A 13,621-nucleotide genomic window follows, 5' to 3' on the forward strand; every position below is an offset into this window, starting at 1 on the left:
GAAACATCAATGAGAAGAAGAACGATAAGCCTGGTAGCCCTCTCGGCGGTGACGCTTACAATGTCTGCCTGCGCGGAGCCTGGCGGTACTACGCAACAGGAGAGCAACAGTGGAAGCGACAAGACGACGATCATCTACGCGAAGTCACAGGGACCGTACACCGAGCTCTTTGAGGACGCGATTGTGCCGATTCTCGAGGATGAGGGCTATACCGTCGAAGGGGTTGACTTCTCAGACCTGCTAACCGCAGATATTGCTCTGAATGACGGTGAAGTGGACGTGAACGTGGAGCAGCACACCGCGTACATCGAGGACTTCAACGCCAACTACGACGCCGACTTGGTTCCAATCAGTGCGATCCCCACGGTGCCGGCAGGCATTTACTCCTCGACACACTCCACGCTGGACGAGATGGAGGACGGAGCATCGGTCGCGGTCCCGAACGATGCATCGAATACTGCCCGAGCCTATCTGCTCCTACAGAAGATTGGGTGGATCGAAGTGAACCCTGACGCTGACGTTGCACAGCTGACTCAGGATGACATTACGGCCAATCCGCATAATCTGGAATTCACCGAGATGAAATCGCTGACGATCCCGCCGGCAATGGATGACTTCGACTATGTGGTTATCACGGGTTCGATCGTCTACAACGCGAATATCGATCCGACGACGGCGCTGGCCACCGAGGATATTCAAGATCACCTGGTCTTGCAGGTGACAGTGAAGGCAGAGAACGCAGACGCACCGTGGGCGCAGGCCATCGTTGATGCCTATCAATCGGACGAGTTCAAGGAATACATGGCCAATGACGACTCCGGTCTTTGGTGGATACCACCCGAGCTGCAGTAAGACTCAGAATCGGCCGGTTCGCCCAGCCTCGGCGCGGTGGAACCGGCCGATCTTCGACGTAGGCGTGGCTACGCCGACGACGGCGCGCCATGTCAGTACGTGGGCGGACTGGCTCTACCGCATGGCTCCGCAGTCTTCGGGCAACCCACGGCGTGACGGATGAGCAGACTACCATGAAGGCTATGGATCTCTTCGAAAGCGCGGGAACCGATTCGACGGGCTTACCCAGTGCCGAGCGCGGTCCCTTAGCAGTGCGGATGCGCCCACGCACGATTGATGAGGTCGTGGGCCAGGAGGAACTGCTGCTTCCCGGTTCGCCACTGCGGCGCCTCATTGAACCGACGGGCAGCGCGCCCTCGTCGGTATTCCTATGGGGCCCTCCGGGAACCGGTAAGACGACTGTCGCCTACCTGGTGGCCCGTGCGGGCGGGAGGCACTTCGAGGAAGTCTCGGCAGTGTCTGCCGGCGTGAAAGAGATTCGGGCTGTTATCGACGCGGCGCGACGCCGTCTGGCAACGGGGGGCGGTGAGACCGTCCTGTTCATCGACGAGGTCCATCGTTTCTCTCGCACACAGCAGGATGCGCTTCTCCCGGCAGTTGAAAATGGCTGGGTGATACTCATCGCGGCCACAACGGAGAATCCGGCCTTTTCCGTCGTCTCTCCCTTGCTTTCGCGGTCACTGCTCATCACTCTGAAAGGTCTGAGCGCCGAGAATATTCGACTTCTCATCGAGCGTGCCGCTGCCGATGAACGCGGCTTGGCCAGCGCCTACACGCTCGAAGAGGAGGCGATCAGCAATCTCGTCCGTTTGGCAGGGCAAGATGGCAGACGCGCGCTGACTCTGCTGGAGGCCGCCGCGGACGGAGCACGGCAGCGCGGTGCGACAGTTATAGACGTGAAGGATGTTGCGCAGGCCGCCGATGGTGCGACCGTGCGCTACGACCGGCAGGGCGACGAGCATTACAACGTCATCTCCGCCTTTATCAAGTCCTTACGAGGCTCAGATGTGGATGCGGCGATGCACTATCTGGCGCGCATGTTGGAGGCGGGAGAGGATCCGCGATTTATTGCACGGCGCTTGATGATTTCTGCGGCGGAAGATGTAGGGATGGCGGATCCCTCAGCCTTGCAAACCGCTACCGCAGCGGCACAGGCGGTGGCGCTGGTGGGGATGCCGGAGGCGCGAATTATCCTGGCGGAGGCCACGGTGCACATTGCTACCGCGCCGAAGTCCAATCGGGCCTATGAGGCGATCAATGCCGCGATTGCGGATGTCAGAGCGGGTAAAAGCGGTGTTGTCCCTCTCCGGCTACGCAATGACTCCTTCCGCGGAGCCAAGGAGCTCGGCTATCACGAAGGCTACCGTTATGCACACGACTATCCGGATGCGGTGGCGCCCATGGAATTCATGCCGGAAGGATTGGAAGGCACCGAATACTACAGGCCGAGCGATAGGGGATACGAGGCCAATATCACGCAGCGCCTGGCCCGTATCCGCTCGATTCTGCGGCGGAAAGACTGATATGATCGACAATCGTTGCAATGCGCAGGTGCGGCCTTGTTCGTGAAGCAGGACGTCCTATTGCGCGGCAATTCAACCCTGGGGTCTTAGCCGTTCGTGTTGGCCCCGCGGCCGCTGGGCCGTGTACAACAGACAGGAGAGATATGTCTTCGAATCGTTCCCGTAAGCAGGTGCGCCAGTCGCGCGCGCTCGGCATCGCACTCACGCCGAAGGCGGAGCGCTACATGCAGCGCCGTCCTTACCGTCCCGGTGAGCACGGCCGTGGCCGTACAAAGGACTCCGACTACTCGGTTCGTCTGAAGGAGAAGCAGCGCCTTCGCGCTCAGTACGGCATCCGTGAAGCGCAGATGCGGCGCGTGTGGGAAGAGGCCCGTCGCATGGATGGTCTAGCCGGCGAGAACCTCGTTGAGTTGCTGGAAATGCGGCTGGATGCGCTTGTGCTTCGTGCAGGTTTTGCTCGTACGACGGCGCAGGCCCGCCAGGTTGTGACTCACCGCCACATCATGGTTGATGGGAAGATCGTTGATCGCCCATCATTCCGCGTTAAGCCGGGGCAGATCGTGCAGATCAAGCCCCGCTCCCAGGCCTCGCCGCAGTTCCTCGTTGCGGCTCAGGGCGCGCACCGCGATGTGTTGCCACAGGTTCCGGAGTACCTTGATGTTGACCTGGAGAAGCTTCGCTTCACACTAGTTCGTCGCCCGAAGCGTGCCGAGGTCCCGGTGACCTGCGACGTCCAGATGGTCGTTGAGCACTATTCGCGCTGATTCGTTTTCAGGAGCGCGCCCTACGGGGCGCGTTCTTGCTACCTGGAGAATCACATGAATATCACACTTGGGCAGATCGCGGGTTTGATTGCGGCTCTAGCCTTCTTCGCCCTTGTCATCGCGCTGATTCGGCCGTTGGGCAAACTCGGCGGTGTTCTGGATAGACTGGCCGACGCCGTGACCGAGCTGACGGAGCATACCCTGCCGGCGCTCGACGAGGCCGCTAAGAGCATTCGCGAGGCAAATGGCCAGCTGGAGCGCGTCGATACCATCACGAGTGCTGCGGCACGTACCGCCGAAGACGTATCTGCGATGACGACGCTGGTCACATCGACGATTGCTGCGCCTTTCGTTGCACTACGCAACGCTGCCAGCAAGGTAAAATCTGCCTTCAGAAGGAAGAGTTCGCACGGCGAGGAAGAACTCTAAGCCACTGGATGACCGGTCAACCGGAGAAGAGAGAATATGCGTACCGCTGAGATCCGCCAGCGCTGGCTCGATTACTTCGAGAAGCACGACCATCGCATTGCCGAGTCGGTGCCGTTGGTTTCACCCGACCCGTCCATCCTTTTCACCATCGCGGGAATGGTGCCATTCATTCCCTACATTATCGGCACCGAACCGGCGCCCTATCCCCGTATCGCATCGGTGCAGAAGTGCATTCGTACCAACGATATCGACAATGTGGGTAAGACGACTCGGCACGGTACCTTCTTCCAGATGTGCGGAAACTTCTCCTTCGGGGACTACTTCAAGGAGGGCGCCATCGAGCTTGCCTGGGGCCTGCTGACCTCCTCCATCCAGGATGGCGGCTACGGTCTGGACGGTGATCGGATTTGGGTGACCATCTGGGAGAACGACGATGTCGCCTACAACGCTTGGACCAGGGACGTCGGCCTAGATCCGCGTCATGTTGTTCAACTCAAGCGTGAGGAGATTTTCTGGTCAACCGGGCAACCCGGTCCAGCCGGCCCCTGCGCGGAGATTCATTATGATCGTGGACCCGACTACGGCCCTGAGGCGGTCGGCGGAACCGTTGATCCCGGTGGGGACCGTTACCTTGAGATTTGGAATCTTGTATTCGATCAATACCTGCGCGGCGAGGGAGAAGGCAAGGACTACCCACTCCTGGGCGATCTCGACCAGACGGCTATCGATACCGGCGCCGGGCTGGAACGGCTCGCCTTCCTCTTGCAGGACAAGCCAAACATGTATGAGATCGACGAAGTCTTCCCGGTTATCGCCTCGACGGAGCAGATCACGGGCAAGAAGTACGGCAGCGGCGGTCAAGACGACGTGCGTATGCGGATCATCGCCGACCATGTCCGTTCCTCCATGATGCTCATCGGGGATGGAGTCCGCCCAGGTAATGACGGACGCGGATATGTGCTCCGTCGTCTCTTGCGCCGGGTCGTACGTTCGGTTCGTCTGCTCGGCGTCGACGACGTCGTTATGCCCACTCTGATTCCCGTCTCGAAAGACGCGATGAAGATTTCCTACCCGGAGTTGGAGACGAATTTCGACCAGATTCTGCAGGCGGCCTGTGAAGAGGAGGATGCCTTCCGGCGTACCTTGTCATCGGGGACGCAGATTTTTGACCTGTCGGTCGAGAAGGCTCGGGCCAATGCCAAACGTCGCGGTGATCGTACCGTAGTGCTGTCCGGTTCGGATGCCTTCGCGCTGCATGACACCTACGGATTCCCCATTGACCTGACGCTGGAAATGGCCGAGGAGCAGGGCGTGAACGTGGACGAGAAGCAGTTCCGCTCGCTGATGCAGGAGCAGCGGGAGCGTGCGCGTGCCGACGCACAGGCGAAGAAGACGGGTCATGTCGATGCCACTGTTTACCACTCGATCCTCTCCGACCAGGGTGGGCCGACGCGTTTCCTGGGGTACACGGAGTCCACAGCGGGTGGAAAAGTGGTGGCTCTGCTTGTGGATGGGCAGTCCGTTCCTGCAGCTACCGCGCCCGCCGACGTCGACGTGATTCTCGATCAAACACCGTTCTGGGCAGAGATGGGCGGCCAGTTGGCCGATCAGGGTTCGATTAGCGTCGAAGGCGGCGGTGTCGTAGATGTGCATGATGTCCAGGCCCCCGTGAAGGGCCTGCATGTGCACCGCGGCACGCTGACTGAAGGAACGATCACGCTGGGCGATAAGGTATCCGCGCAAATTGACACGGTGCGCCGCGGCAGGATCGCTCGATCACACACTTCTACGCACATGGTGCACAAGGCGTTGCATGAGTTTCTCGGCGAACAGGCCACCCAGGCGGGATCCGAGAATGCGCCGTCGCGCCTGCGTTTCGATTTCCGGCACGGCTCTCAGGTTCCGAAAGATGTGATTTCCGGAATTGAAGCGCGTGTGAACGAGCGCTTGCAAGACAACTTGGAAGTCACGGACGAGACCATGCCGTTGGACGAGGCGCGCAAACAGGGTGCTATGGCACTCTTCGGCGAGAAATATGGCAGCACTGTGCGGGTGGTCTCCATCGGAGGAGACTGGTCGAAGGAATTGTGCGCAGGCACCCACGTGCCTGCTACAGGTGAGATCGGGCTAGTTTCGATCCTTGGAGAATCTTCAATCGGTTCAGGCGTGCGCCGAATTGATGCGCTTGTTGGGGAGAGCGCCTACAGCTATGGCGCTAAAGAACACGCCCTGGTTTCGCAGCTTTCCGCTCTGGCAGGAGTGCGCCCCGAGGAACTTCCCGAACGTATAGACAGCGTGCTAGATCGTTTGCGTGATGCCGAGAAGGAAATTGCCGCACTGCGACGCGAAAAGCTCGAATCGGGTATCGGCGATATCATCGGTGGCCGACGGCAGGTGGGCGAATACTGGGTCTACTGGGCTGCTGTGGGCGAGGTTCAAGCGGCAGATGATTTGCGAGCGGTCGCTACCGGCGTGCGCTCACGGATTTCCGATGACGAGCCGGGAATCGTTGCCGTCATCGGCGAGATCAATTCAAAGCCGGTTCTGGTGATCGCGACAACGAGCGGCGCACGCGCCAAGGGAGTAAAGGCCGGCAGGCTCGTCTCAATCGCGTCGAAGATTCTCGGCGGAGGAGGAGGAGGCCGTGACGATATCGCACAGGGAGGCGGCCAGGATATGAGCAAGGGACTGGACGCCTTGGCGGCAATCGAGCACGAACTGCAATGATCCGGCAGGGGCGGCGGATCGCCGTCGACGTAGGAAAGGTGCGCATCGGTGTCGCACATTGCGACCGCGAGGCGATTCTTGCCACCCCGCTTGCCACCGTTCAGCGTGGCGATTCTGATTTCAAGCGCATTCGGCGATTGGTACGCGACGACGAAGCGATTGAGGTAATTGTGGGATTGCCTCTGCACATGGATGGCACCGAGGGCAGTCAGGCGTCCTTCACCCGGCGGTGGGCACAACGCTTCGCCCGCTATATTGCGCCGATTCCCGTGCGCCTGGTTGATGAGCGGTTGTCGAGCAGCACTGCGCATGCGCAGCTGAGCGCTGCGGGCCGCGACTCGCGGGCGCAGCGGGAGGTTGTCGACCAGGCGGCTGCGGTCGTTATTCTCGAAACTGCACTGGAGATCGAACGGCGAACCGGTGAGGCACCCGGAGAGCTGATCGCGGTTGATGTGGCGGAGGGCACCGCCACAACAGCGGAAGGACGAATATGAGCGATCTGTTTGAGGAGCTCGGCGCCAACGAGCGGAGGCTCTCGCGGCGCGAGCGACGCTTAGCAGAACGTGAGGCATACCGGCGAGAACGGAAAAAACGGCGATGGCGGCTGGCCATCATCTCCGGTGTGCTCGTAGCAATTCTTACGGCGGCTGCCGTTATAGCCATTCCTCGATTCTTAGATCGGGCACCGGTTGTCACGGATTATCCGGGTCCGGGGGAAGGTAGTGTGACGGTCACAATTCCGGAAGGCGCGACGGGTCGCGAAATGGCGACGATTTTGGCCGACGCAGACGTTGTCGCCACGGAAAGAGCCTTTATCGATGCCTACAATGCGGATGGACGCTCTTCTAACATTCAGCCGGGCACCTACACACTACGTAAGAAGATGTCGGGAGCGGGGGCGGTTTCTGCCCTTTTGGACTCGTCAAATCAAGCTTCCGTGCGGGTGACGATTCCGGAAGGATTCACCGAAGATCAGGTGTATGCGCGTCTTGCTGATCTGCTTGGACTGTCTGAGGAAGAGGTTCGGTCAGCAGCGGGCGATTCTACGGCCATCGGCCTGCCCGAGGAGGCCAACGGAGATCCGGAAGGATGGTTCGCGCCGGCCACCTATGTTTTCGAGCCGGGGACGACGGCGACAGAGGCACTCTCGCAAATGGTCTCCACACGGGTGGAGCAGATGGAGTCCAGTGGGATTTCGCGCGAGAATTGGGAGAGGTCCTTGATCGAGGCTTCCATTATCGAGCGAGAGGTCAGTGATCCCGGCTATTACGGGCAGGTGGCGCGGGTGATCGAGAACCGGCTGGGAGACACTGGAGAAGTCAACGGCTACCTGCAGATGGATTCCACCGTGCTGTATGGCGTTGGCAAAACTGGTGGAATTCCGACCAGTGAGGAACTGCAAGAGGACACTCCGTACAACACCTACTTGCACGCCGGACTGCCGCCCACTCCCATCGGTTCCCCGGGTATGGAGGCAGTGCGGGCAACGATTGAACCGCCTGCGGGCGACTGGCTGTACTTTGTTGCCGTGAACCTGGACACCGGTGAGACGAAGTTCGCCGCTACGCTCGAAGAGCACAATAGCAACGTCGCCGAGCTGCGGGATTGGATGGCGGCGAACAGTTCCAGCAGTGAAGCGTCGGCATCCAGCACAAGCGAAGACTGACCCGCTCGTTAGCAGGGACGTTCCATGCGCGTCGGCATACGGTAACGAGCGCCATCGCCTCGGCATCACACTGGTTGCGGTGGATACGTGCACCTGTGGATGGCGGTATCTGCACACGCTGGGCGGTGACTACCGTGTGGCTATGCGAAACCTACCTGTTCCAAAGCGCTCCCCGGCACCGGACGCGGCTCCGGTACTAACTGCGCCGCCTCCCTTTTGGTCAACAGCGCGGATTCTGCGCGGCGTGCTCAGTACACGCACGGCGGTGATGCTGTGCGTCGTCCTGTTTGGCATGCAGGTAGCGATTCTCGTCATGGCCAATACCCTCAGCTTTTCGGCGCTGCTGAGCGCGGCCGTGATCTGCCCGCTCGTCCTTGCGGCAATGATCGACGGCGTGGTTCATCTGCTGCCCGATCCGCTTGTTTTCTCTGCGGGCTACCTGGCGTTCGTAGCGCTGCTGTGCGGCACCGCGGAGCACTGGTTCGGTGCGATTACCACCGCGGTGATCAGTCTTGTTCTTGGTGCAGTGATGAACCGCTGTACCTCGCTAGGGCGTGGGGATGTCAAACTCATCGCCGTCTTGGCGTTGTGGCTCCGATCACCGCTGCAGCTGGTGAGTGCTTTGGGCCTGGCAGTCCTTGGCGCCGGCCTCTTTGCCGTCGCGCTGCTCATCGCACAACGGGCCACACGGACCACCTCCCTCGCCCTTGGGCCGTGGCTTGTTGGCGCTGCCGCAGGGTTGTGGTTTTTCGCAGGGCCGCCCGATTTCCTGGCCCTGCTTGAGCCGTGGTCTCATTAGTCGAGGGCTGTCCATCTTATGGCTGTGTTTTGAAAGCGTGCCTGGCGATGAAACAATCAGGTCATGTTTCGGTGGAGCACAGCCGGTGAATCGCACGGTCGGTCCCTTGTAGCACTTGTTGAGGGAGTTCCGGCCGGACTCGAGTTGACCAGTGCCGATATCGCGAATGCTTTGGAACGGCGGCGGCGCGGCTACGGTCGTGGCGCTCGGCAGAAGTTCGAGCAGGACGCACTGACTGTTCTCTCTGGTATCCGGCATGGGCGAACCATTGGATCGCCGATCGCCCTGGAGATCGGCAACTCCGAGTGGCCGAAGTGGGAAACGGTGATGTCTCCGGACCCGGTCGATCCGGCTGCGCTGACCGTGGACGCCGGTACGGGGGATGAGCGAGAGATAGCCCGTAACAGGCCGCTGACCCGGCCCCGACCGGGCCACGCCGATCTGGTGGGTATGAACAAATACGGATTTACCGAGGCACGCCCCGTGCTGGAACGTGCCTCCGCCCGGGAGACCGCCGCACGAGTTGCCGCCGGTGCGGTTGCCGCGGCTCTCTGCGGGCAGGTTGCAGGTATCACAATCCTCTCGCATGTTCTTTCTCTGGGTTCCGCAGCCGACACCAGCGGTGTCTTACCTGGGCCTTCCGATTCTCAGCGCTTGGACGAGTCTCCAGTGCGATGTTTGGATCCTGCCGTGCAGCAGGCAATGACCGCCGAGGTCGATGCAGCCAAGAAGGCGGGCGAAACCCTGGGCGGTACCGTGCAGGTCGTGATATATGGACTTCCGCAAGGCTTGGGCAGTTACACCACGCCGTTTGCCCGGCTCGATGCGCGCTTGGCAGGAGCGATGATGTCCATCCAATCCGTCAAGGGAGTTGCCATCGGTGACGGCTTCGAGTCAGCACGTCGACTCGGCAGCCAAGCCCATGACGAGATCGTGCGCGAGGATGGGCACGTCCGACGTCTCACCAACCGGGCGGGAGGCATAGAAGGCGGAATGTCCAACGGCGAGCCGATCCGCGTCAGTGTTGCTTTCAAACCGATCTCAACGGTTCCACGCGCGCTGCGCACAATAGATACGCTTACCGGAGAGCCGACGACCGCTATTCATCAACGTTCGGATACCACGGCCGTGGTACCCGGCGCCGTCGTCGCCGAAGCGATGGCGGCTCTTGTCATTGCCGAATCGCTGTGCGAGAAGTTCGGCGGCGATTCGGTGGAGCAAATGCGCGGCGCATTGGCCGCCTACATCGATTCGATCCCGGAGGTTCGAAAATGAGTGTGAAAGCCGTGTTCATCGGTATGCCCGGCGCTGGGAAGACTACCGTGGGCGGCCTCGTGGCGCAGGCTCTCGGCTGCGAGTTCAAGGATTCGGACGATCTCATCGAGGAGACCGCGGGCCGTACCATTCCGGAGATCTTTGCCGCAGATGGCGAAAAGGGATTCCGCGCCATCGAGGCGCGGGTTATCCAGGAGGCCCTCGTTGGATACGACGGTGTACTGTCACTGGGCGGGGGAGCCGTGCTAACCGCCTCCACCCGAGAGGCGCTGAGAGGGCATCCGGTGTTCCTACTGAATGCTGACAATGACGAGCTCGTCCGGCGGCTGACAAGTTCCAGCATCATTCGCCCACTTGTGCGCGATGATCCCGAAGGCCGGGTGGCCACGCTGCGCCGTGAACGCGAAGACCTTTACCGCGCCAGCGCTCGTTATACGGTGGAGTCCGACGGACGGCCGGCCCGCCGAGTCGCGCGCAAAGTCCTGTCGATCATCGATCAGCTTGAGCAGCTGGTTGTCGAGGTTGAGGATGAGCCCACCGGCTACGACGTCGTCGTCGGCACCGGACTGGGCCGCGATCTGCGCGTCGCCTGCCAGGGCGCGGGATCGATCTTCGTCTGTTATGCCCCGGAGGTGGCGAAGCGCAAGGACGAGGTCATGGAAATTCTCGGACATGACCACGAGGTCATCAGTTTCGCGCTGCCTTCGGGTGAGGAAGCGAAGTCTTACGAGTCCGTTATCCGTCTTTGGAACGCCTTCGGTGAAGCCAAGCTGGGCCGCGACGGCCTGATTGTCGCAATCGGAGGGGGAGCCACGACCGACTCGGTCGGCTTCGCAGCCTCCACGTGGTTGCGGGGAGTGCCGCTTGTCTTGGTTCCGACGACGCTGCTCGGCATGGTCGATACTGCCATCGGATCGAAGACGGGTGTGAATACGCCCTCGGGTACGAATCTGGTGGGATCCTTCTACACGCCGATCGAAGTTCTGTGCGATCTCGGGCATCTCGAAGGACTGCCTGAGCGCGAGTTGCGTTCCGGCCTCGCGGAGATCATCAAATACGGCTTCATTGCCGACCGGAGGGTTCTGGATATCGTTGAATCGGCGGGCAGCGACATCCTCGACTATCGCAAGCAGCCGCTCCGTGATGCTATCGAACGTTCGATTCGCGTCAAGGCCGAGATCGTTTCCTCCGATCCGCACGAAGAGGGTCGCCGTGAGGTATTGAACTACGGGCATACGCTTGGCCACGCCATTGAGGCATGCGATCCAGAGGATATTCGACACGGCGAGGCCGTCTCCATTGGCTGCGTGTTCGCCGCCGCGCTGGCTGAGTCTGCCGGAATGGCACCACAAGGATGGACGCAGGAACATCGGCGGGTCTTTGCTGCCAACGGGCTGCCGGTGGCATACCCGCAGGGTGATCGCGCCGCATTGGAAGAAGCCATGACCTTGGACAAGAAGGTCCGAGATCACCAGCAACGTTTTGTTGTGCTGGCCGACTACGGACGTCCGCAGGTTCTTTCTCAACCGGCTCCCGAGCATATTGACGCGGCTTTCGCGGCAATCGGTCTGTAGGGAGATCGGCCCGCAGCAATGAGTCTTATTCTCATTGGACCTCCCGGCGCATGGGCGCCGGAAGTCGCGGAGGAACTGTCGCAGCGATGGCAAGTGCCGAGCGCGGATACGGATGCGGCGATCTGTGCACTGGCGGGTCGCGGCGTAGCAGACATAGCGGTGCGGGAGACCGGTGCAGCCTTGCGCGAGCTGGAGCGTAACGTCGCACTTGCGTTGCTTGATGATCTGGGCGGTGCTACGGAGGAACGCATTCTTGCTCTCGGTTCGGGGTGCCTCGGCAACGCTGCCTCCGACGGCGACTTCGCGCCCGTGCGGGAAAAGCTCTCTGTTTTGCGCACGGAGGGTCATTCCGTGGTTTATTTGAGCGGCGATGCACCCACATTGCTGCGGCGGCTTCGCCTGGACGGCCCGCATCCGGCATCCGTGTTCGCGCCACGGCGTGTCTTCTTCACACAATTGGCTGCCCGGCGGGAGATCTATCGCGCCTGTGCCGACGCCGAGATTTCGACCGACGACGTGGAGGTCAAGGACGTGGCCGACGCCGTGGAGCGCTACTACCGCCAGCACTCTGAGCGGCAGTAGTACCCAGCCAGGCAGTTCTGGGCGAACTGCCACTTGTGTCGGCAACCAGGATGGGCTAGATTAATGGCTTTAGCGTATCCGGGCGTGTGAGTTGACACTGCTGCGCATTCACACGCCGCCGGGAAAGAAGCGAAGGTGCCAACCCTGGAGGAAATGCTTGTCTGGCGGAGTGGACCGGTAGCGACGGCTTCCAGCGCCTTGCGGCATGTTGCCAAGACCTATGCGGAGTCCGCCGAAGGGCTGGATGCTTTTGTGAACGGCGAGGATTTCAACGGATATGCCGCGCAAGCCGAGGAGTGTAGTCGGCGCGCGTTAGCCGATGATCTCATGGACATGAGCCGTGCGTTGGATAACGCGGGCTGGGATTTACATGCGATTGCTGAAGCTATTGAAGCACTACGACCCGCCGTCGCAGAAACGATTGCCTTCGTTGAAAAGGTCAAAGAACAGGGTCTACTCAATGAATCTGAGTTTGAGGCGGCGGTGGGCCCCAGATTGAAGGTCTGACCGCACAGGGTGATGCGCCTATTGCCACCCTCAAGCAGGTGTACGACGATATCGGTGTATTACGAGAAAGCTCAAGGCAACCGAGGCAAGAGATTCTGACGCATGGTATCTCGGTGCCGAAGGCTTCCTTGGAACGTGGAAGAGGTCAATGACTGGTGGACCTCGCTTTCACCCGCACAACAGCAAGATATTATTTCAAACCGTCCAGATTGGATCGGGAATCTGGACGGCATCCCCGTCAATGATCGGGGTGCAGCCAACCTCAATCGCTTGAACTCTGAGATTACCGCCGTGGATGAGGAGATTGCTGAGAAGCAGACTGAATTCGAAGGGCAAGGTGGACCGTTGGACGACCCGGTGTATGTGAAGCGAGCACAGCAGGAATTGCATCGTTTGGAGCGCAAGCGTGAAGAGTTGGAGCAGTTGCGCGAAACATTCAAGAATGACAGTGGTCGGCACACGCTTGTATTACTTGACGCTACATCTGGTGATCATCTACAGGCTGCGGTTGCCATTGGCGAGGAAGACTTTGCGGATCATTCCGTCGCCTTGTCGGACCAGGCGGAAGCTGGTGGCGAGCGGTTGGCAGGCTTCCTCGACTCGCTGCAGAGTACTCACTATGGGGATCCCCATCTGGTGGCCGCGGGGCATTCCTATGGCTCAAGCGTCACCGGCTATGCCTTGCAAGAGACCGCGGCACCGGACGAGTTCAATGCGCTCGGTTCACCGGGCGTTTCCACCAATCACCTCGGGCCGCTCCACATCATTCCCGGCAAGTTCAATGTCGCCTCCACCCGTTACCTTGTTGGTGGTCCCGGGTGGTCCGGGACCGGGCCAGCCGCTTCCGGCATGATGTCGTGTCCCTGTCGTTTGATGATCCGGGGGGTGTTGTCACCGGTGGTGGCGGGCGGATGGTGATCGCT

The 13,621-nt window shown here is 60.6% G+C and carries 13 protein-coding genes; all 13 read left to right on the forward strand.

All coding sequences use genetic code 11. From position 1 onward, the window contains the following. The first annotated feature begins 9 nt into the window (after window positions 1-9). The 13 genes from EKN07_RS02090 to EKN07_RS02150 all read left to right on the forward strand — a co-directional run bounded on the left by EKN07_RS02090 (window position 10) and on the right by EKN07_RS02150 (window position 13,616). Window positions 10-852, forward strand: coding sequence for a MetQ/NlpA family ABC transporter substrate-binding protein (locus tag EKN07_RS02090; protein WP_108715593.1), 843 nt, complete (start codon window positions 10-12; stop codon window positions 850-852). A gap of 182 nt (window positions 853-1,034) precedes the next feature. Continuing rightward, the gene (locus EKN07_RS02095) at window positions 1,035-2,375 is read left to right on the forward strand and encodes a replication-associated recombination protein A (protein WP_108716670.1); all 1,341 of its coding nucleotides are present in this window, start codon (window positions 1,035-1,037) and stop codon (window positions 2,373-2,375) included. Window positions 2,376-2,518: 143 nt separating this feature from the next. Beyond that, entirely contained in the window at window positions 2,519-3,139 is a 621-nt protein-coding gene (gene rpsD / locus EKN07_RS02100; RefSeq protein ID WP_108715594.1) for a 30S ribosomal protein S4, read from the forward strand. 54 nt (window positions 3,140-3,193) lie between these two features. Further along, window positions 3,194-3,568, forward strand: coding sequence for a DUF948 domain-containing protein (locus tag EKN07_RS02105; protein ID WP_108715595.1), 375 nt, complete (start codon window positions 3,194-3,196; stop codon window positions 3,566-3,568). 36 nt (window positions 3,569-3,604) lie between these two features. Next, on the forward strand, window positions 3,605-6,295 hold the full coding sequence (gene alaS / locus EKN07_RS02110; RefSeq protein ID WP_126145535.1) for an alanine--tRNA ligase: 2,691 nt from the start codon (window positions 3,605-3,607) through the stop codon (window positions 6,293-6,295). After that, window positions 6,292-6,789, forward strand: coding sequence for a Holliday junction resolvase RuvX (gene ruvX, locus EKN07_RS02115; protein ID WP_108715597.1), 498 nt, complete (start codon window positions 6,292-6,294; stop codon window positions 6,787-6,789). Before alaS ends, ruvX begins: the two co-directional genes overlap by 4 nt. Then, a complete protein-coding gene (gene mltG, locus EKN07_RS02120; RefSeq protein ID WP_108715598.1) occupies window positions 6,786-7,961 on the forward strand; it encodes an endolytic transglycosylase MltG in 1,176 nt (391 codons plus the stop codon). The genes ruvX and mltG overlap by 4 nt, the downstream gene beginning before the upstream one ends. Before the next feature lie 244 nt (window positions 7,962-8,205). Then, the gene (locus EKN07_RS02125) at window positions 8,206-8,760 is read left to right on the forward strand and encodes a prepilin peptidase (protein ID WP_164546575.1); all 555 of its coding nucleotides are present in this window, start codon (window positions 8,206-8,208) and stop codon (window positions 8,758-8,760) included. Window positions 8,761-8,823: 63 nt separating this feature from the next. Next, on the forward strand, window positions 8,824-10,035 hold the full coding sequence (gene aroC / locus EKN07_RS02130; RefSeq protein WP_108715600.1) for a chorismate synthase: 1,212 nt from the start codon (window positions 8,824-8,826) through the stop codon (window positions 10,033-10,035). Further along, window positions 10,032-11,609: a 3-dehydroquinate synthase gene (aroB, locus tag EKN07_RS02135; RefSeq protein WP_126145537.1), complete on the forward strand. Its 1,578-nt coding sequence runs from the start codon at window positions 10,032-10,034 to the stop codon at window positions 11,607-11,609. The genes aroC and aroB overlap by 4 nt, the downstream gene beginning before the upstream one ends. 18 nt (window positions 11,610-11,627) lie before the next feature. After that, window positions 11,628-12,191: a shikimate kinase gene (locus tag EKN07_RS02140; protein ID WP_108715602.1), complete on the forward strand. Its 564-nt coding sequence runs from the start codon at window positions 11,628-11,630 to the stop codon at window positions 12,189-12,191. Window positions 12,192-12,326: 135 nt separating this feature from the next. Further along, the gene (locus EKN07_RS02145; protein ID WP_108715603.1) at window positions 12,327-12,698 is read left to right on the forward strand and encodes a hypothetical protein; all 372 of its coding nucleotides are present in this window, start codon (window positions 12,327-12,329) and stop codon (window positions 12,696-12,698) included. Between the two features lie 135 nt (window positions 12,699-12,833). Further along, window positions 12,834-13,616 carry an alpha/beta hydrolase gene (locus EKN07_RS02150; protein ID WP_164546576.1) on the forward strand — a complete coding sequence of 261 codons (783 nt, stop codon included), beginning with the start codon at window positions 12,834-12,836 and terminating at the stop codon, window positions 13,614-13,616. Window positions 13,617-13,621: the final 5 nt, after the last annotated feature.

It is taken from the genome of Actinobaculum sp. 352 (genome assembly GCF_003957265.1).
Classification (GTDB): domain Bacteria; phylum Actinomycetota; class Actinomycetes; order Actinomycetales; family Actinomycetaceae; genus Asp313.